The 21052-nt window shown below is 44.3% G+C and carries 16 protein-coding genes; 12 read left to right on the top strand and 4 right to left on the bottom strand.

From position 1 onward, the window contains the following. Window positions 1-237 precede the first annotated feature (237 nt). Window positions 238-1572: a DUF445 domain-containing protein gene (locus AAEY72_RS11410; protein WP_010199226.1), complete on the bottom strand. Its 1335-nt coding sequence runs from the start codon at window positions 1570-1572 to the stop codon at window positions 238-240. Window positions 1573-2044: 472 nt separating this feature from the next. Here AAEY72_RS11410 and mrdA point away from each other — a divergent pair, with 472 nt between their 5' ends. The 8 genes from mrdA (at window position 2045) to scpB (ending at window position 9890) form a co-directional block, all read left to right on the top strand. Then, the gene (mrdA, locus tag AAEY72_RS11405) at window positions 2045-4024 is read left to right on the top strand and encodes a penicillin-binding protein 2 (RefSeq protein ID WP_352310605.1); all 1980 of its coding nucleotides are present in this window, start codon (window positions 2045-2047) and stop codon (window positions 4022-4024) included. Window positions 4025-4052: 28 nt separating this feature from the next. Continuing rightward, entirely contained in the window at window positions 4053-4745 is a 693-nt protein-coding gene (rsmD, locus tag AAEY72_RS11400) for a 16S rRNA (guanine(966)-N(2))-methyltransferase RsmD (RefSeq protein ID WP_352310604.1), read from the top strand. 213 nt (window positions 4746-4958) lie between these two features. Next, on the top strand, window positions 4959-5387 hold the full coding sequence (gene rplM, locus AAEY72_RS11395; RefSeq protein ID WP_010199223.1) for a 50S ribosomal protein L13: 429 nt from the start codon (window positions 4959-4961) through the stop codon (window positions 5385-5387). A 10-nt stretch (window positions 5388-5397) separates the two neighbouring features. After that, a complete protein-coding gene (gene rpsI / locus AAEY72_RS11390; protein ID WP_010199221.1) occupies window positions 5398-5784 on the top strand; it encodes a 30S ribosomal protein S9 in 387 nt (128 codons plus the stop codon). A 238-nt stretch (window positions 5785-6022) separates the two neighbouring features. Then, window positions 6023-7114 (top strand): LpxL/LpxP family acyltransferase, encoded by a 1092-nt coding sequence (locus tag AAEY72_RS11385; RefSeq protein ID WP_352310603.1) that lies wholly within the window; start codon window positions 6023-6025, stop codon window positions 7112-7114. Between the two features lie 121 nt (window positions 7115-7235). After that, entirely contained in the window at window positions 7236-8336 is a 1101-nt protein-coding gene (locus AAEY72_RS11380) for a tryptophan--tRNA ligase (protein WP_352310602.1), read from the top strand. Between the two features lie 104 nt (window positions 8337-8440). Then, window positions 8441-9319 (top strand): segregation and condensation protein A, encoded by an 879-nt coding sequence (locus AAEY72_RS11375; RefSeq protein WP_502945373.1) that lies wholly within the window; start codon window positions 8441-8443, stop codon window positions 9317-9319. A gap of 25 nt (window positions 9320-9344) precedes the next feature. Then, window positions 9345-9890, top strand: coding sequence for an SMC-Scp complex subunit ScpB (gene scpB, locus AAEY72_RS11370; RefSeq protein ID WP_352310600.1), 546 nt, complete (start codon window positions 9345-9347; stop codon window positions 9888-9890). 146 nt (window positions 9891-10036) lie between these two features. Here the strand turns inward: scpB and lolA are convergent, their stop codons facing one another. From lolA to rplU, 3 genes are all read right to left on the bottom strand, one after another. Further along, a complete protein-coding gene (gene lolA / locus AAEY72_RS11365; RefSeq protein WP_352310599.1) occupies window positions 10037-10738 on the bottom strand; it encodes an outer membrane lipoprotein periplasmic chaperone LolA in 702 nt (233 codons plus the stop codon). A gap of 373 nt (window positions 10739-11111) precedes the next feature. Further along, complete coding sequence (rpmA, locus tag AAEY72_RS11360; RefSeq protein ID WP_010199200.1) at window positions 11112-11369, bottom strand: 50S ribosomal protein L27; 258 nt, start codon at window positions 11367-11369, stop codon at window positions 11112-11114. A 91-nt stretch (window positions 11370-11460) separates the two neighbouring features. Further along, a complete protein-coding gene (gene rplU, locus AAEY72_RS11355; protein ID WP_010199185.1) occupies window positions 11461-11772 on the bottom strand; it encodes a 50S ribosomal protein L21 in 312 nt (103 codons plus the stop codon). A gap of 568 nt (window positions 11773-12340) precedes the next feature. On the opposite strand from rplU, the gene AAEY72_RS11350 reads away from it, so the two are divergent. The 4 genes from AAEY72_RS11350 (at window position 12341) to AAEY72_RS11335 (ending at window position 20521) form a co-directional block, all read left to right on the top strand. Continuing rightward, a complete protein-coding gene (locus AAEY72_RS11350; protein ID WP_189584189.1) occupies window positions 12341-13366 on the top strand; it encodes a polyprenyl synthetase family protein in 1026 nt (341 codons plus the stop codon). Window positions 13367-14037: 671 nt separating this feature from the next. Beyond that, window positions 14038-15441 carry an efflux RND transporter periplasmic adaptor subunit gene (locus AAEY72_RS11345; RefSeq protein ID WP_352310598.1) on the top strand — a complete coding sequence of 468 codons (1404 nt, stop codon included), beginning with the start codon at window positions 14038-14040 and terminating at the stop codon, window positions 15439-15441. Window positions 15442-15476: 35 nt separating this feature from the next. Further along, window positions 15477-18707, top strand: a complete 3231-nt coding sequence (locus tag AAEY72_RS11340) for an efflux RND transporter permease subunit (protein WP_352310597.1) — start codon at window positions 15477-15479, stop codon at window positions 18705-18707. Beyond that, window positions 18707-20521 carry an efflux transporter outer membrane subunit gene (locus AAEY72_RS11335; RefSeq protein WP_352310596.1) on the top strand — a complete coding sequence of 605 codons (1815 nt, stop codon included), beginning with the start codon at window positions 18707-18709 and terminating at the stop codon, window positions 20519-20521. The genes AAEY72_RS11340 and AAEY72_RS11335 overlap by 1 nt, the downstream gene beginning before the upstream one ends. Window positions 20522-21052 lie beyond the last annotated feature (531 nt).

Raw genomic sequence — 21052 nt, 5'->3', positions numbered from 1 at the left:
AAACTGAGGTTTTAGTGGCTATAGAAGCCCATAAAACCCGCTACTATTATCGTGATGTATTAATACGAATTATTAATACAAAGAAGCTGGCTTAAACTAGGGCATATCGAGCACTCAACCATAGCACTGGCAATAGCAGTGACTATATTATGAATGCTCTGTGAATCTTCAACACGCTCTAATATTGTTAACTATATTCTTTTATAAAGCTTTTAAAAGTTTTGACTCATTGCTCTACTACTGCATCGCTGGGAAAAACACCAATACCAAATGCAACCAACCTGCCAAAAATCCAGTCAATCCACCCAATACGATAAGTGTCATCTCATCTTCACGAAACGCTGGACGTAATAAATTCTGAAACTCATCTGGCGATAGCGCACGAATACGATCCCGAAACAGCCCAAATATCTTACTAGCGCGGCTTTCATTCAGCTCAGGATCTCGCAGTGGCACCATAGTAGCAACGATAGATTTGTCAATGATAGTATTTTTTAACTGTCCATACTCACGGCGACCAAGCCCTACGCGCAAGGTTGTGCTAATGACAGGAGATTCTAGCACTTCATATAGGTGCGACTTCATAAGTTCACGCGTTTGCACAGCACGATCCCCATACATCATCTCATTCATGATGTTCTCAAGCGTGACCAAATCCTTTACCACAATCTCAGCAAAAACTTCAGAGACTTCCTCTTGCCGTTTCATGAAACCACCCTGAAAACGATACTGACCAATATGTGGCAGCTGCGGCCTAATAAACGGGAAGCGACTTTGCAGCGCAAAAAACTTCACATAAGGGATAAAGTGTGGCTGCACTGGATTAAACACCATCCAAATGGCAATCCAGTTGGTGAGAAATCCCCAAATAGCGGCAAAGAAAGGCACTGTCCAATGCTGCGGCACCACCAAAAATATAAACATTTGGATAATACCGAAAACCAGTCCGATCAACGCACTGATATGCCAAATAAAGTTAATCTCTTTTTGGCCTACCTTCAAAAACATATCGACCATTAAGCGTCGATCATTTTCCATCGTATTAACGATCATTTTACGCATATCGACCAAGTCTTCGACATGATAAGTCAAATCCGTCACGAGCGACTGCATGATACTAGGCAGCTCTTTGTGCGCTTGAGCATAGACGCGACGCTTTAACGCATAAGGCAAATTGCCCCATAGTGCTGGCGAGTGATCCAGCATAATCTCATCAATCAGTGGCTCAAGGTTTTTATCCACCGTATCAGTGATGAATACTGCCATCTGCTCAGGTTCCATCGCCTTAAAAAACTCATTAAGCGAACCCAATTTGGAGAGCGTCTGATCTACAATCACCCCAGATATCTTGCCCGCTTTTCGCGGAACGATACCTTGCCAACCGATACCCGGTAGACCAAAAAATGGAAAGTTCGGAATACGAATACCCCAAAACTTGACCGGATAAAACAGCATTTTGAGCGCCATCCATACGTGTATCCAAGTGACGAATGCCGTCACTGGTGGAATGGTCAGCATGGCAAAAAACTCTGGGTGCTCAGCTATCGTCTGCCACAATGAAGTTGCGTCCATGACTTTCTGTGTCCCTGACGTGATGGTTGTCGTTGCTAATGAAATACGCTTAGCAAGTTGAGAACGCTTAAAAAGACGTTCCGCCCAAATAACTACTATAAAATAAATCGCCTGATTTTAGCATACTTGCCGTTTATTAGCACATGTAGACCAGAAGCAAGTTGTGACTAAAGGTGACATATTTTATGTGATTCTGATGGTAGGAAAAATATTAATATGGTCTATCGCTTGTCTGGCGTATTATGACAACAAAATAAATGGCTGAGTACTGCGCCCTCGCGTTTGTTCTGTTATAATTTGTGCTTAATTTGCAGCGAAACCTAGCATACCACCCCGTGCAATCCAATGCTTACTCATAATACTGTATGTGATTGAAATCCCTTATCTTTTATATCCATCGCGTTTTGGCTTACTTCCCTGCCCTTTTATTCCATTTCCAATGCTTCTCTGACCGCCTGAGTACTGATTTTCTATGAATAAACCGCTAGCTTCCGACACCGAACAGGTCAACCGTATTTTTGCGCACCGAATTATTATCTTTGGGCTGTTAATATTTTTGGGTCTGAGTGGTTTGCTAATACGCTATGGTTATTTGCAAGTTTATGCTCATGATAAATACACCACACAGGCAGACAATAATCGCATTAAGCTAATATCTGCGCCGCCAAGCCGTGGTTATATTTATGATCGTAATGGCGTGATTTTGGCAGATAATCAGCCCGTATTTACTGCCATGCTAAGCCCTGATGAAGTGGAAAACCCAGAACGCACTTTAAATTTGCTCGCGCCTATTTTTGAGCTTACTGATAAAGACATCACGGATATTTTGGCACGTCTGAGCAAAAGCAAAAATGATCCGGTAACCGTCAAAATCGACTTAACCGAGGCGCAACTGGCTCAGTTTAGCGAGCGCAAACCTTTCTTTCGTGGCGTAACCATCCAGAGTAAGCTGACACGCTCATATCCTTATGACGAGCTGTTTGCTCATGTCATTGGTTATGTCGGTCGTATCAATGATAAAGAAACCAAGCGCATTGACAAAGATCGCTATGCGGGCACGGATCTCATCGGCAAAATCGGCATCGAAGATTTTTATGAAGATATCTTACTTGGGCAACCGGGCTACCAATCGGTAGAAACAGACGCCCACGGCAACATCATCCGCCAACTAGACACCAAGCCACCGATTGCAGGGAATGACATTACCTTGAGCTTGGACTATGGTTTACAAACCATCGCCCAGCAGCAGCTCGATGGTCGTCGTGGTGCTATTGTGGCGATAGACCCCCAAAACGGTGACGTATTAGCCTTTGTCAGTAATCCAAGCTACGATCCCAACCCTTTTATCTCTGGCATCTCGTTTAAAGACTATGGCTCTCTGCGAGAAGACCTAGACCAGCCGCTCTACAACCGAGCGCTACAAGGCACCTACCCGCCCGGCTCTACCATTAAACCCTTTGAAGGCCTAGGCGGAATTCATTACGGTTTACGCAATTGGGACACCACCATCTATGATCCCGGTTATTTTAGCCTGCCTGGAGACTCACACCGTTTTCGCGATTGGAAACGCGGTGGTCACGGCACGGTCGATCTCAAAAAATCCATCGTGATGTCGGTTGATACCTACTATTATAAACTGGCCTACGAGATGGGCATTCAGCGTCTGCATGATTGGATGGTACGCTTTGGCTTTGGCGAAGAGACAGGCATTGACTTACCCAATGAAAAGTCAGGCATTATGCCTTCGCCTAAGTGGAAAAAAGACACTTACGATAAAGGCTGGTTACCTGGTGAAACCATCTCAGTCAGTATCGGTCAAGGGTATTTCTTGGCAACGCCGCTACAGATCGCTAATGCGACAGCGATGACTGCGAACAAAGGCTATCATATCACCCCGCATCTATTAAAAAGCAGCGATGGTGCGGCAGCGGTCAATGTCATCACCAAACCCGATGGCAAAATTGACTATAACGGCAAACCCTCTGATTGGCTGCGTATGCATGATGCGATGGAAAGTGTGGTTAAAGATGGTACGGGACGCGGTATCTATACCCCGCGCTATCGTATCGCGGGCAAGACTGGTACAGCACAGGTAAAATCCATCGCTCAAGGCAAACGTTATGATAAGTCTGCGATAGACAAACGCCACTGGGATCATGCGTGGTTCAATGGTTTTGCGCCAGTAGAAGACCCACAAATCGCCCTTGCCGTGTTGGTCGAAAACGGCGGCGGTGGTAGTGCCGTGGCAGCACCTATTGGTCGCGCACTGTTTGACTATTGGGTATTACAACGCAAAAACGGTCCTATCCTGCCACCCTCTGCTGATGAGCTAAAAGTTATCAAACGTCAAAAAGCCTTTGAAAAAATCATGCGTGACACCCTGCGTGATAAAGAAGAGGCACTAGCAGAGCAGGCAGCCGCACAAGCAGAAACCACGACAGCGACCGAATAAAAATCAATAAAGAAAAAGAATAGTGGCCATGAAAAAAACAGCAGCATCGCGTAATACCAAACAGAAAACATCTCATCAGGAAAAATCATCGTCGGCCGGTCAGGTACGTATTATCGGTGGGCAATTTAAACGTCGCAGCGTCAGTTTCATTGATGCTGAAGGTCTGCGCCCAACACCAGATCGCCTGCGGGAGACACTATTCAATTGGCTACTTGCCGACATCCATGGTGCATACGTACTTGATAGCTGTGCTGGTAGCGGCGTTTTAGGCTTTGAAGCGCTGTCTCGTGGCGCAGCACACTGCACCTTTATTGAGATGAATCGTCGGCAAAGTCAAATGCTAGGCCAAAGTGCTGAGCAGTTGCGGCTCAACGCTGACACCTATCAAATTATCAATGGCACAGCAGAGCAAGTATTGATGCAAAGTCACATCGTCCCGCGCCCTTTCGATGTCGTATTTATCGATCCGCCTTATGCTGAGGATTTATGGCAGCCTATTCTAGCAACGCTTATTACCCAAGCATTCATCAACACCGAGACGCTTATTTATTTAGAAGCGGACAGAGACTTAGCGACACAGTTGGAGCAGTTAGAAGAGACTATTAATAATAGTATGGTGACTCAACCATCTGTTATTCAGCAACCAATTAACTTTGAATGCTTGAAACAAGCCAAAGTTGGACAAGTTGTTGCTGGACTTTTTCGCCTATCATCGTCATAATTGTCGGGTTAATGAAAGCCGTTAATAAATTTTAAAAATGTTTAAAACCGCTAAAAAACTGGCCAACGCTGCAGTTTAATGTATATAAGGCGAAAATAAACCCCAATGCAGCTTGCAAGCGTAGGCGCTACTGCTTATAATGTGCAGTCTGTTTTTTGAGAGCCCCGTTTTCCCAGCTAAACTCTCAACGAATTCTAATTTTAAGGTTTTATCATGAAAACACTTAGTGCAAAACCAGCTGAAGTGACCCATGACTGGTATGTCGTAGATGCTGACGGCAAAACCCTTGGTCGCTTAGCCACTCAAATCGCTACTCGCTTACGTGGCAAGCATAAGCCATCTTTTACGCCGCACGTTGATACTGGTGACTTTATTGTTGTCATCAATGCTGACAAAATCACGGTAACGGGTAAAAAAGCGCAAGATAAGAAGTACTATCGTCACAGTGGCTACCCAGGTGGTATCAAAGAAACCAACTTCAGTAAACTGCTTGCACATAAGCCTGAAGATGTTCTACACAAAGCGGTTAAGGGTATGCTTCCAAAAGGTCCTCTTGGCTATGCGATGATCAAGAAGCTGAAACTTTATGCGGGTACTGAACATCCACATGAAGCACAGCAACCTAAAGCACTAGACATCTAAGGATATACTTATGGAACGCAATTACGGAACTGGTCGCCGCAAAACTTCTACCGCTCGTGTCTTTTTAGCGAAAGGTACTGGTAGCATTGTTGTTAACGGCAAACCACTTGATGAGTATTTCAGTCGCGAAACGTCGCGCATGGTTGTTCGTCAGCCTTTAGAATTACTTGACACCCCTACTGCTTATGACCTTTACATCACTGTAAAAGGCGGCGGTATTAGTGGTCAAGCTGGCGCAATCCGTCACGGCATCACGCGTGCATTGATTGAGCTTGACGAAGCCAACAAACCTGCTCTAAAAGCAGCTGGTTTTGTTACTCGTGATTCACGTCAAGTTGAACGTAAGAAATTGGGTCTACGTAAAGCACGTAAACGTCCACAATTCTCGAAACGTTAATCAAAGCTACTTCTTTGCTTTTTGTGGTTATCGCCTTTTTCTCAGAGTCGATTTAACACTATTAAGCAAAAGAATAGATTTGCAAAACCTCATAAGCTGGTCACAGTTTATGAGGTTTTTTTATGGCTGCTCATTAAGTGTCGAAAACCAGCTTGCAAACCAGTAGCGACTACCCCATCATTATAATAACTTTTTGTCATTAGCTCCGACGTTATAAACAGTGCTACAAAAGGACATTATGAAAGCGCCCGAACAATACGACCCCAGCAAACCGCCAGCAAAAAACAGCATACCACCACTGAGTATGCAGCGGTCGGATAAGTCACCCGCCATTCCTGTCGGCACGCCAACGATTACCCAAACTCATAAACGTACGGCACGAGCAGATAAAAAGCCCTTTCAATGGCAGTTCTTATCGCCTAAATATTGGGCAATTTGGCTATTGTTCTTGATGATGTTGCCCATGATTTATCTACCGCTACGCTGGCAGTTTTGGCTAGGGCGTAAAGTGGGTATCTTGTTTTACAAAGTTGTAGGCTCGCGGCGACGTGATACGCTCATTAATTTAAAACTGGCCTTTCCAGAAAAGCCGGAAGTTGAACGTGAGCTGATGGCAAAGCAGGTCTTTGTCAATCAAGGTATTGGTCTATTTGAAACCTTGTGTGCTTGGTTCCGCCCGAATGTCTTTACTCGCACCGTTTCTATTTCAGGACTACAGCATTTAGTTAATGCCCAAAACGAAAATCGTCCGGTCATTTTGCTAGGTGCACATTATACAATGCTTGATTTGGGTGGATTGTTTTGCGCGCAATTTTTTGCCTTAGACTGTATGTATCGTACACAGAATAACCCGCTACTTGATTGGTTCATTTATAACGGTCGCACCAATATCTTCGGTAAGCAAATCTCCAGTCGTGATATGCGTAGCTTGGTGAGTTCAATTAAAGCTGGGCATGTCATTTGGTATTCTCCTGACCAAGACTATGGTCTTAAGCAAGGTGTCATGGCACCGTTTTTTGGTGTGCCTGCAGCCACTATCACTGCCTCAAGACGCATGGCAAAATTGGGCAGCAAGGCGCATCCGCCTGCTGTCATGGCATTGCATACCTATCGGCAAACGCCAGATAACTTGCCGAGTGGCAAACGCCCGCATTATCATCTGACGATTACACCTGAGCTGCATAATTATCCAAGTAATGATGAGGTTGCTGACGCCACTCAGGTGAATGAAGTCTTAGAAGGACTCATTCGTATCGATCCCACCCAGTGGATGTGGTTTCATCGGCGCTTTAAACATGGGCCTAATGGTCGCACAAATATCTATAAGTAGACTTTATTCCCAAAAATATAAGTAAAATTTGCTATACTTTGAGGCTAATATTTTTGCCACTAACTGTGCAAAACTAACCATAAATTTATAATAATTTGATAAACCAAATAATGGATTTCCCATGAGTAACAACCGTACTTCTGATAATCAGACCTCTGATAGCCAAATCTCTAATAGCTCAACGCAAGCCAAACGCATTTTAACTGGTATCAAGCCAACAGGTACGCTACATTTAGGCAATTACGTTGGTGCTATTCGTCCAGCAATTCAGTCTATCCAAAACAGTGATGATGAAGCATTTTTCTTTTTAGCAGATTATCATGGCATTATTGGCTGTTACGACCCTGCCGTCATCCATGAGTCGACCAAAGCCATTGCCGCGACTTGGATTGCCTGCGGTCTTGACCCTGAGCGTGTGACTTTTTATCGTCAATCAGATGTACCAGAAATATCAGAGCTGGCTTGGATTTTAAATTGTTCATGTGCCAAAGGTCTGATGAATCGTGCTCATGCTTATAAAGCAGCGGTTGATATCAATATGGAAAAAGAAGACGTTGATCCTGATCAAGGTATTAATATGGGGCTGTTTGGATATCCAGTGCTGATGGCAGCAGATATCTTGATGTTCAATGCCACTCATGTGCCTGTTGGTCGTGATCAAATTCAGCATATTGAGATGGCACGTGATATCGCCGGTACATTTAACCACCGCTACAAACCGCTTTTCACCCTACCCTCAGCGGTCGTTGACGACAATATCCCGCTATTGACTGGTCTTGATGGTCGTAAGATGAGCAAAAGCTATGGCAATACCATTCCGCTATTTGGTGAGTCTAACCCGCAAGTCAGTGCCGAAAAACAAATGCACAAAGCCATCATGAAAATCGTCACTAACTCGCAGCTGCCTGAAGAGCCGAAAGATCCTGACGACTCTGCTATCTTTGAGATTTATAAAGCTTTTGCCACGCCGCAAGAAATTTCTGACATGCGTACGCAGTTTGCCGCTGGTATTGGCTGGGGCGATGCCAAGCAAGCATTATTTGACAAAATAGATGCTGAGATTGCCCCATTTCGCGAGCGTTACCAAGAGCTAATGGCCAATCCGAAAGAGCTGGAAGCAATCTTACAAATGGGTGCAGAAAAAGCCCGTCGCCATAGCCGTAAACAGTTAGACAAGACTCGCCGCGCCATTGGTATTCGTCCACTTGCCAAACTTAAATAGTCATTTAATGATGGTCACCAATACGGATATAAAACGTGGATACTGACCTACAGTATGGACAAGCAGCTGTATCACAAGCTGTCTTGTCCATAGATGCCTATCAAATGTCTGAATCTCTAACGAGTCATGACGCTACAAGTGCTACAGACCGCTCAACTATCCGTGATACGTCGTTACGCATCTATCAAACGCCAGTACAGCATTTGCCAGAAGATCTTTACGTGCCACCACAAGCATTTGCTATTTGGTTAGAGCAGTTTGCTGGACCGTTAGATTTTTTATTATATCTGGTCAAAAAAAACAACGTTGATCTGACGCAAATGCCAATACTGCCTATCACTGAGCAATACTTGGCTTACATCAGCGAATTAGATACCGAGCACTTTGAGTTGGCCGGTGATTATCTATTGATGGCATCAACGTTGATTGCGATTAAAACCGAGCTATTACTACCCAAGCCAGAGACCCCTACCGATGAGCGCGACCCAAAAGCTGAGCTGATTGAGCGCCTTGAGGAGTATGCGCAAATTAAAGTAGCCAGTCAGCGCTTGGATAGTCTGGTACGTCTTGAGCGTGATGTGTTCTTGGCGATGGTCAGTATGCCCAGTCAAGACATCATAAATGCCGAGCTGCCGAACTACTCACCGAATTTATTGATTGATAGCTTGTTCAAAATGCAGCTACAGCCAGACTATCAAATGCATTCCATCAAGGTCGATACCGTTCCACTTGCCGATCGCATTGCCAGTATTAGTAGGCAATTAAGCACGGATGGTGCACGCTCCTTTTATGAGCTACTAGACAAAGCGCAAGGTAAAATAGGTGTGGTGGTCAGCTTTGTCGCCGTGCTCGAGCTGATGAAGCGGCAACTAGTTGGTGTTGTGGTAAATTCTGCTTCTGACGGTGATAAGACCTCAATGGATACGAATCAATCTGCTATAAACGAGCAAATGAGACCATTGACCTTACAGTGGTTGGCTTAATGATTTTCAAAAGAGAGCTTTTCTAATGACAGATATTCAGTGTCAACATCTTGAAGAGATAAGCAAGCATATCGAAGTGCTGTTGCATGCATCTGAAGCACCACTCCATGCCAATGCCTTAAAGAAGCACCTGTCGTTGTCTAATAAAGAGCTAAAACAAGCCTTAGACCTACTAAGACAACGCTTAGATACGGGCGTCCTTAGCCTACATGAAACTGCCAGTGGTTATCGCTTGCAAATCGCAGATAGCTACAGCCTTTTAATCCAACGCGTGTTCCCGCAACGTCAAGAACGACTGAGCCAGGCCCTACTTGAGACCTTAAGTGTGGTTGCTTATAAACAACCAGTGACCCGCAGTGATATCGAGCACGTGCGCGGTGTCACACTATCGAGCAATATATTGCGCCAATTGTTTGATAAAGGTTGGATTGAAGAGAAGGGCTATAAAGAGACTTTGGGTCGACCAGCATTGCTACATACCACTGCGCAATTCTTAGATGCATTTGGACTGAGTGATTTAGATGAGTTACCACCAATGCCAGATATGGCAGCCATCAAGACCATGGCCTAATGTTTATATCGCTTCGAAAAAAAGGACAGACCTCATTAGGTCTGTCCTTTTTTCGAAGCTGATTGGTGTAAACCAATACAGCTTGAGTGTGTCATCAATTAGCAGTACTGATTACTGATTACTGATTACTGATTACTGATTACTGATTACTGATTAATAATATCAACACCCTTTGGCGGAGTAAATTTGAACTGACTGCTGCTAATGCTTGGGTTTAGCTTGATACCGCTGAATTTGATAGAAGTGGTTTGACCCAGGGTATCGTTTAATACCATCATCACTGGTTTACCACCGCTAAAACTCATTGATAAACTCTTAAAACTGGCACTATCTGACTTTGGATACAGCACATAATAGTTTTTATTATCGTACGGCTGGGTGATTTTAAAGCTTTGATCAATTTTACTTGGATCACCTGACAATAACAGTGCTGGGGTGTTGCCCACTTGGCTATCGACGTTTTGTTTGGTCGCTTGCTCTAAATCTTTATCATAGACCCACATAGAGCTACCATTAGCAATGATCAGCTGCTGTGAGGGTGATTTTGTCTCCCAGCGAAAATTGTTTGGACGCTGCACACTCATAGAGCCAGAAAAAGTACCACTGCTAGCGCCTTTTGTCGTTTGGCTAAAGTTGGCTGTCATGCTTTTTGTGTTTGTTAGCAGTTTATTCAAACGCGTCGCTGCTGTTAGATTGTCAGCAGGCGCGGCGGTAGCAGACTGGGTCAATGCCATCATTGGAGCTGCAACACCAAGCGAAGTCATTAATACACCCGCTAAAGCACCGCTCATTATTTTTTGTTTTAGAGTGGTTGTCTGTTCAATCGCTTGTTTGTTTAGTAAAGTCATTATTAATTCTCTCTTAAAGTGCGTAATCGCTAAAAAATAAATGTTCTTATTAAATTTTTTGTTTTCGATAATGTTTAACTCACCAGATAAAACCAGTGTCATTAAGCAATGCGCACAGTGTGCCAGTTTTTTCATTACGCGCCTAGTCATGATTTGCAATCATTACTACGCCTGCCATACACGCTTGTAACCAACTCTGTTACACAGTACGTCAAGGTTTTTAGATAGGGTTTTAAAGGCTGTGATGGCTCACGAACGCAAATCTACTATAAAGTATAGATATAAAAAAGCCTCCACTACCATACGGTAATAGAGGCTTTTCTAGTCATCAGATTATTTTATTCACAGAGAATAAAATAATTCAGATGGGCAATTATGCACTTTCAACCATAACATAACGACGGTTGAATTTACCTTTGGTCGCAAACTTTACAACACCGTCATTCAGTGCAAATAAAGTGTGATCACGACCCATGCCAACGCCTTCGCCTGCGTGGAATTCTGTACCACGTTGACGAACGATGATGTTACCAGCGACGATGGCTTGACCGCCAAAGATTTTTACGCCGAGCATTTTTGGGTTTGAATCACGACCGTTACGTGACGAGCCGGCAGCTTTTTTATGTGCCATGAGAAAATCTCCTTGTTAATGTGACTTATCGCTAATGCGACAACTCTTAAGCATTTAGTGCGCTGTTTAGCAATAATTGCTAAATGGGTAATTAGGCATTAATGGCTTTGATTTTTAACAAGGTATACCATTGGCGGTGACCTTGCTCTTTGTGATAATGCTTACGACGGTTGTGCTTGACGATACGAATTTTTTCGCCGCGACCATGCTCAACAACTTCAACTTCAACGCTAGCACCTTCAACGATAGGCTGACCGATTTTGACAGTTTCACCGTCAACAATCATCAATACGTCTTCAAATTTGATTGTAGCGCCAGTTTCTGCTTTTAGTAGTTCAACTTTAAGCAATTCATCGACGACTACACGGTGCTGTTTACCACCAGTTTTGATTACTGCGTACATTGTATGACTCCGTTTAACCCGTGTGCCGTGGCTGATGTTATACCAACGCTTTTACGACGAACACGACAGGGAAAAATTAAAGGCAAGATTTTACGGCTTTTTGCTCATAAAAGCAAGCCGCGCCTCTTGTTTTTGTAAGGTGGTTACACTAATGACAATCACTCATCCTGCTATATCTACTGCTGATTATAAGAGCGTCATAGACAACAATTCTAATATGAGCATACAAAACAGTAATGACGAATGATCGATTAAGCCCAACAGCGGTTATTATAACTTATGCAATCAGTTACTTACAGCCTTTTATGAGTCATTTATGTGATTAAAAAATTTTAAATAAGCTAGGGAACATATATTCAAAATATAAAAGGTTTTTACAGTTTTTATTCTTCTTAACCAGCGCAGTAAAGCGTGTATAAAACATTTTTATTCTACTTCTGCTATATACTTTAACCCACAATTTAAACGTACAGCTATGCTATTATAAGCAAAACGATACCTTACCTATAGATAGATAAAGTCAAGGTTATAAAAACTCTCTTTATTCTTATTAATATGACTATTTATTATGACTATTACCTCTTCAACTAATACCTCTTCTATGACTCAATCCATGCCTAGCTATGCTGATATTCAAAGTATCGTCGCTGATGATTTTGAGGTGATGGACAAGCAAGTATTTGGTAGTCTCAACTCAAAAGTACAGCTCGTCATGAGCGTCTCGCAGCATGTAATCAATGCTGGTGGCAAACGTATGCGTCCACTGATTACCTTATTATGTGCCCGCATGTTCAATGACAATCCATCAGAAAAAGCCATGCATTTAGCTGCCATCACTGAGATGCTGCATACTGCTACCCTCGTCCACGATGATGTCATTGATGAGTCAGGACAGCGCCGCGGTAAGCCAACGGCGAATGCCACATGGGACAATGCCACCGCAGTATTGGTCGGTGATTACCTCATTGCCCGCGCCTTTAATCTTTTGGTCGGTTTTCAAAGCTTGCCATTGTTGCAAGTGTTCTCGGATGGTACTTGTGATATTGCTGAAGGTGAAGTGTTGCAGCTACAGCATCAGCATAACCCTGCCGCGACAGAAGAAGACTACCTACGCATTATCGATGGCAAAACCTCACGTCTGTTTATGATGGCGACCCAAGGTGCCGCTATCTTGCAAGATAAAACAGAATATATGACGGCATTGGGTGATTTCGGACAACACTTTGGCAATGCCTTTCAGATTATCGATGATGTGCTTGATTATAGTGGTGATAGTGAAGTGATGGGCAAAAACCTAGGCGACGACCTTGCTGAAGGCAAACCTACTTTACCAACGATCAAAGCGCTTGAGTTGCTAAAAAACAGCGATACAGAAGGCTATGAGCAGCTCCGCATTGCCGTACAAACTGGGAAAACGCCTAACGCTGAACAGCTTATTGAGTTGGTGCGCCGCTCAGGCTCATTAGATTATTGCAAACAGCGTGCTTTGGAAGAAACTAAACTGGCGCAACAAGCACTGAGCACGCTACCAGACAATCGCTATCGTCAAGGTTTACATCAACTGACCGAGCTTGCTAGCGCACGTTTAGTGTAGATAGTGTAGCAGCATCGTTTTTTAACAGTTGTTAGTCTCGATTCGCATTTCTATTGTGATGCTAATTTATGCATAGTAGAAACTATTGAGCGCTATTTTTATGGTCATAATTAGTAGTTGATAAATTCGTTATTTTGTTTACAAACCCAAATTTTCATTGTTTAAAAGCCTCAATGATTATGTGGTTTATAAATATAACAAAAGTTTACAATATGTTTTGATAGTAGGTTGTATGTAGCCCTATTAGCGGTTAACTGAGGTGAGGCTTACTATAGCGGCACCTCGTTTATTCATAAAACGTAATATTGCCGCTTTTTGCCGCCTTCCCTCTCCTAAAGTACTTGACTGTGGGGTAACCCCATTAGTTTATAATAACTGATTAAGTTTACTAATCAACTCTGTGGCTTGCCTACATCTATGATGCTAAAAACCTTGCCTGATAATTCATCATACAAACATAAGAACTGGGCATTCTAGTCATTACGTGATATTAAAATTGGTTCTATTAAAACTGATATTATCGAAAGTGATCTGAGCAAGATATGGCGTGTACTTAGCGTTAAGACTGCCCCTACATTTAATACCTTTAAAATTTCATACATTAAGATTTATTTACTTATAAATTTTTTATACTGTCACTATTTATTTTATACCTATTGCCGAGGACATTGATGAAGCACTCTACTCTTGCGCTTGTAATAGCATCTGTACTATCTGGAGCTGTACTGATTGGCTGTGACAAAAACGAGGACGCCGCTGGCGCAGATGCCGCACAGCAGCAGATGCCGCCTGCGGTTGTCAACGTTCAGACTGTCACTCTCGATACCGTACCCCAAGTACAAACATTCTCTGGACGCACTGCGGCCTATCAAACCGCTGACGTTCGTCCACAAGTTAATGGCGTCATTGACGAGGTACTGTTCCGTGAGGGCGGTAATGTCAAAAAAGACCAGCCACTCTATCGTATCAATACTGATAACTATGCCACTTCTATCACCAGCGGTGAAGCAGCAGTTGCTCAGTCTCAAGCCAATTATCAGACTGCACTGGCCAATAACGCCAATGCCAAAGCTGAATTGGGCAGTCGCCAAGCTTCATTAGCCCAAGCGGTCAATGATTTTCAGCGACTACAAGGTCTTGTAGAGATCGACGCTATCTCTAAACAACAATACGATCAAGCACAGACAGAAGTCCGTACAGCACAAGCTTCATTAGAAAGTGCGCGTGCGGCGGTCGGTCAGACACAAGCAGGTATCGAAAGCGCGAAAGCAGGTATCCAAACGGCTCAAGCAGGATTGGAGTCCAGCACGTTAGATCTTAATCGCACGATTGTACGGGCACCGATCTCAGGGCGCACAGAGCGCTCGAATGTGACTGCGGGTACTTTAGTCAGCGCCAGTCAAGCCAGTCCACTGGTGACGATTTCGCGTCTAGACCCTATCTATGTAGATATCAGTCAATCATCGTCTGAGCTGCTCAAATTACGCCAGCAAATATCTGAAGGCAAAGCACAGCCCGGTATGAACTCGGTTGAATTGGTTCTAGAAGATGGCTCAGTCTATCCTGTACGTGGCAAGCTTGCATTGTCTGAAGCAAAGGTTGATGCGTCAACTGGCGCTGTGACCTTGCGTGCCATCTTCCCGAACAGCAATAACATCTTGCTGCCGGGTATGTATGTCACTGCACGCTTGACCCAAAGCGTCATTACCAATGCCGCGCTAGTGCCGCAAAGTGCAGTGTCACGTACGCCTAAGAGTGAGACGCAAGTCTATATCGTCGATGAAAACAACAAAATCCAAGTACGTCCAGTCACTATTAATGGTACTTATAACGGACAATGGGTAGTTACTGACGGTCTAAAAGCAGGTGATAAGGTCGTGATTATTGGTGGCTCAAAAGTCAAACCTGATCAAGAGGTAGTCGCTAAGCCATTAGAAAGCACCAATCCAGCACCATCTGCAAAAGGACAAGGCATGCCAAACGCCAAAACGCCTCAGCAAGCTGCAAAAACGGTGGATAAGCCAGCTGGTAACGGAACTTCTGCTAAGAAACCTACAGAAACCACTGCTAACTAATTCCATTCAAAGATAGGAAGACTTAGGGATATACTATGTCACGTTTTTTTATTAATCGCCCTATTTTTGCATGGGTTATGGCTATTTTAGTCATGCTCATCGGGGTGATATCGGTCATTAACCTACCGATCGAACAGTATCCACGTATTGCACCACCGACCATCTCAGTCAGTGCCAGCTATCCTGGTGCTAACGCACAAACTGTCGAGAACTCAGTCGTACAGATCATTGAACAACGTATGAAGGGTCTTGATGGTCTGATGTATATGTCGTCATCGAGCTCGTCAAATGGTAGCGCCTCAGTGACGCTTACCTTTGAGAATGGTACTGATTCTGATACCGCACAAGTACAAGTACAGAACAAATTGCAAGCAGCGATGAGCTCCTTGCCTGAGTCAGTTCAGCGTCAGGGCGTCAACGTCAATAAATCGTCTAGCAGCTTTTTGATGGTGCAAGCATTTATTTCTGAAGATGGCACCATGGATCGAGCGGATATTGCCGATTACATTAACTCCAATGTCGTCGATTCGATCAGTCGTGTAGAGGGTGTGGGTGAAGTTCAAGTCTTCGGTTCTACCTATGCGATGCGTGTATGGCTTGACCCTTCACGCCTACGCAGCTATAACATGGTACCGTCTGATGTCGTCAATGCAATACGAGCGCAGAACGCGCAAGTATCTGCTGGTCAGCTAGGTCAAGCACCTGCTGATACCGACCAACAGGTTATCAATGCCACCGTTACAGTGCAAAGCTATCTACAAACACCTGAAGAATTCCAAAATATTCTGTTAAAAACAGACACCTCAGGCGCCCAAGTACGCTTAGGCGATGTGGCAGATGTCGAAATCGGTAGTGCAGACTATAGTGTAGTATCGCTATACAACGGTCAAGAAGCTGCCGCTTTGGGTATTTCACTCGCAGGTGGTGCTAACGCGCTTGAGACTCGTGAAGCCGTTGGCGCACGTATGGCGGAGCTAGAAAAAAACTTCCCAATTGGTCTAGCCTCAGTCGTTCCTTATGACACCACGCCATTCGTACGCTTGTCTATCGAACAAGTCGTCATGACCCTCATTGAGGCGATTGTGTTGGTATTTATCGTCATGTTCATTTTCTTACAGAACTGGCGTGCAACTATTATTCCGACGCTTGCCGTACCTGTCGTTTTATTGGGCACGTTTGCAGTGCTTTATGTAGCGGGTTTTAGTATCAACGTGCTGACCATGTTTGCGATGGTACTATCCATCGGTCTACTGGTCGATGATGCGATCGTTGTGGTAGAGAACGTTGAACGTATCTTAGAAGAAGATCCTCATATTTCTATTAAAGACGCGACCATTCAATCGATGGGTGAGATTAGTAAGATTGTTATCGGTATTGCTTTGATTCTATCAGCAGTATTTGTACCGATGGCCTTCTTCGGTGGTTCAACGGGCGTAATTTACCGTCAGTTCTCCATTACTTTGATTACTGCTATGGTGTTATCAGCCATTGTTGCCCTTGTTTTCACCCCTGCGCTATGCGTGACCTTATTAAAACGTGGCAAGAGCCATGAAAAAGGCAACGAAGAAAAGCAAAAAGGCTTTTTTGGCTGGTTTAACCGCTCATTCTTTAAGCTTAGTCGTTCATACGAAGGCTTTGTCGGTAAAAGCTTTCGCTTCAAATGGTTATATTTGATTGGTTATGCGGCCATTATTGGCGTCATGGTGGTGGTATTCTTACGTATTCCCGGCTCATTTTTACCAGAAGAAGATCAAGGTATTATGTTTACCTTGGTTCAGCTTCCTGCCGGTTCGACGTTAGATGAAACACAAGAAGTGCTCGATAAAGTAAGAAACTATTACGACACTCAAGAAACCGATAACATTGCCTCCGTCTTTACCATTGCAGGCTTCAGCTTTGCAGGTCAAGGGCAAAATATGGGACTGGCATTCGTTCGCCTGTCAGATTGGGAAGCGCGTTCCGGTGATGAGAACACCGCTCAGGCTGTTGCTGGTCGAGCAATGGGTTACTTCTTTACCCAATTAAATGAAGCGCAAGTTTTTGCGATTGTACCGCCAGCCATTACCGAACTTGGTAACGCCAGTGGTTTTGATTTAATGCTCCAAGATAATGGTAACCTTGGTCATGATGGGCTACTTGAAGCACGAAACATGCTGCTAGGCATGGCAGCGCAAAACGAGCAAGTCGCTGGTGTACGTCCTAACGGTCAGGAAGACTCACCGCAGCTTAAGGTGAATATCAACCAAGAGCAAGCCGCCGCTTATGGCTTGTCACTAGGTAATATCAATAGCGTTATCTCAACCGCTTGGGGCTCAAGCTACGTTAATGACTTCATTGATCGTGGCCGTATTAAACGCGTCTTTGTTCAAGGTGAAGCGAGTAGCCGCACCAATCCTGATGATATTGGTAAATGGTATGTGCGAAATGAAATGGGCGATATGATCTCATTTAATGCTTTTTCGACCAGTGAATGGCAATCAGGCTCACCACGTCTGACCCGCTACAATAGCTTACCGTCTATGAACATTCAAGGTAGTGCTGCGCCCGGTCTAAGTACTGGTGAAGCCATGAGCTCGATGGAAACCATGATTGAGAAGCTACCTGAAGGTATCGGTTACGAGTGGACAGGTATGTCACTAGAAGAGCAAAAGTCAGGCGCTCAAGCACCGATGCTCTACGCGCTTTCAATCTTAGTCGTGTTCTTATGTTTGGCAGCCCTCTATGAAAGCTGGTCTATCCCCTTCTCTGTCCTACTGGTCATTCCACTTGGGGTATTAGGGGCAGTCATATTTACGTGGTTACGAGGTTTCGCCAACGATATTTACCTGCAAGTAGGTCTATTGACGGTGGTTGGTCTATCGGCCAAAAACGCCATCTTGATTATCGAGTTCGCTAAAGAGCATCAAGAGGAAGGCTATAGTCTAAAAGAGGCAGTCATGACAGCAGCACGCCAACGTCTGCGCCCCATTATCATGACCTCACTTGCCTTTGGTCTAGGTGTTGTGCCATTATTCTTGGCGAGTGGTCCAGGTTCAGGCAGTCAGAACGCCATTGGTACCAGTGTGGTTGGCGGTGTTGTAACGGCGACCCTCTTAGGCATCTTCTTTATCCCAATGTTCTACATTTGGATACGCAGTGTGTTCCCTCACAAGTATGACAACAATAAGCCAAATGATAAAGGCGATGGCGACAATGGTACGCCTGCTCCTCAGAACCCAACTCCCTCAGAGAGTTATCAGCCTGCAAGCCTTGGAGACAATACATAATGAGTGCTCAAAAAACATGTACAACCAATACTACAGCGGTGGTAGCCTCTGCTACCCTTGCGCGCCCAGTTCTATCACGCATGCGCAAGAACAGCGGTCGTTTAATCGGCTTGACTGCTTTAGCGATGAGTATGGCGGCTTGTAACACCATTCCAAAAGCCGATACTCGCCCTGTACTTGCTGAGCCCAATATCTCTATTGAACAAGCCTACGGGGCGTTCGACAAGGAAACGGCTAGTAACGCGTCACAGCCAAGTATTGCGGGTCAACGCTGGCAAAACTTCTACAGCGATGAGCGTCTAAAAGGGCTGATTGCTTTAGGACTTGAGAACAATAAAGACTTTGAAAGTGCCCGTTTAGCCATTGAAAAAGCACGAGCGCAATATCAAATCACCGATATTAACGACCTCCCAACCATCAATGGTAGTGGCGGCTACACGCGCCAAGCACAGAATAGAACCGACAAAAACCCCAACAGTAGTTATAACGTCAACCTAGGATTGGCCAACTACGAGCTGGATTTTTGGGGTAAGATTTCTAGCCTAAAAGATCAAGCGTTGCAGAATTTTTTGGCGACTACAGCCGCGAAGGATTCGACTCAAATTAGTCTAATCAGTAATATTGCCCAAAGCTATGCCAATTTAAGCTATAGCTTGGCACAGCTTAAGCTGGCAGAAGCTACTGTTGAGAGTCGTGACAGATCATTGTTTATTGCGAGCAAACGTTTTGAGGCAGGCATTGATCCTAAACTGCCTTCACTTCAAGCCAGTGCTTCTTTAGAAAATGCTAAGCTTGCCGTATTACGGGCACAAAGCAGCATCTTGACCTCACGTAATGCCTTGCAATATTTGATTGGTGCTTCTATTCCAAACGAGTTGATTCCAACACCGGCAGTCAGCAATATTACTAGCCAGCAACTCTTTAATGCTGGCTTACCAAGTGAGTTGTTACGCTATCGCCCTGATGTCCTACAAGCGGAATACAACCTAAAAGCTGCGGGTGCCAATATCGAAGTGGCACGTGCGTCTTACTTCCCTTCTATTAGCTTAGCAAGTAGTGTTGGTGTCAGTAGCGGTAGCTTAGATGATCTATTCAAAAGCGGTGCAGTCGGCTGGTCTTTTGGCCCAAGTATTAGTGTCCCAATCTTTGATGCAGGACGTTTGGATGCTGAATACAATGTGGCCAAAATCGAGCGTGAGCAGACGCTTTCGAGTTATGAGCGCTCTATCCAAACCGCATTCCGCGAAGTGTCGGATGTGCTAGCGACGCGCGCCACCTTGGGTGAGCAGTTAGAATCCCAGTATCGCCTACAAGATAACTTTGAGCAAACCTATCAAATTGCCGATGCACGCTTTAAAGCGGGTGTCTCCAACTATCTAGATGTCCTCGATGCCCAGCGTTCGTTGTTCTCAACCCAGCAGGGAATTTTGGATTTAGAACTACAAAAACTTGTCAGCCAAATTGAATTGTACCAAGCGCTCGGTGGCGGTGCTAATCTTGATGTGCCAACGGTCATCCCTGTGCCGCAATATACCAACTTGGTTCAAGTCGTCAATCTACCTGCCTATAGCAACAAAGTAAAAGCGGCTAACGCGATTGATGCGGCGAGCTCAGCACGTGTGGCGTCTGTACAAGAAGCCATCGCAATCAAACAAGCGCAGCCGCTAGAAACCACTACCTTTGAGCCGACTGCTATCGTCGATGTCAATAGCGATGGTAAAACAGATGCTGCAGTGGGTGTGATTACCGAAGAGACGCGTTTCAATGAAAATAGTGTTGAGCAAGTGCCGGTCACACAGATTGTTGAGCCTTAAATGGTTCGATCTTAAAATCGTGACATCACAGTATCCTTGTATTGACAGTTGATAAGTACCATTAGCCCTGCCGACTTGGTAGGGCTTTTTGCTTTTATCAGTTGTCTTTGGTTATAGTAGAATCACTAGGGCGTGTCTTCATTTCAAAAATGGTGATAAAAATGAGGTAAATTGCCGTCAAACAAGAAAAATAGTGCAGATAATATCGGGATATTAACCAGCTATTTGACGATGTTTGGCAAGATTTAGCCATTTTTAGCCCATTTAGATGACTATCGAGTGAATTGAAGACACGCCCTAGGCTAGCGGCTATTTTGTTAGCGCCCATTTTCAAATATTACATCTATAGTCGATACTATAGTTAATACTAAATAAAATGGATACGTTATTTAATAACGCGAAGCTGGTATAAATTTTTCTTGCTTGCTATGCCTACGCAGACAGAGACTAAAAAAAAATTATATCAATCACACTGTCTCTTTTTTATATTGAACTGACTATATCAGTACCTATGCTCCAATGACATGAAGC

The sequence above is a fragment of the Psychrobacter sp. W2-37-MNA-CIBAN-0211 genome (assembly GCF_040309405.1).
GTDB lineage: Bacteria > Pseudomonadota > Gammaproteobacteria > Pseudomonadales > Moraxellaceae > Psychrobacter > Psychrobacter glaciei.
The sequence above is the reverse complement of the archived record's forward strand: the minus strand, read 5'-3'. Positions and strand labels throughout refer to the sequence as shown.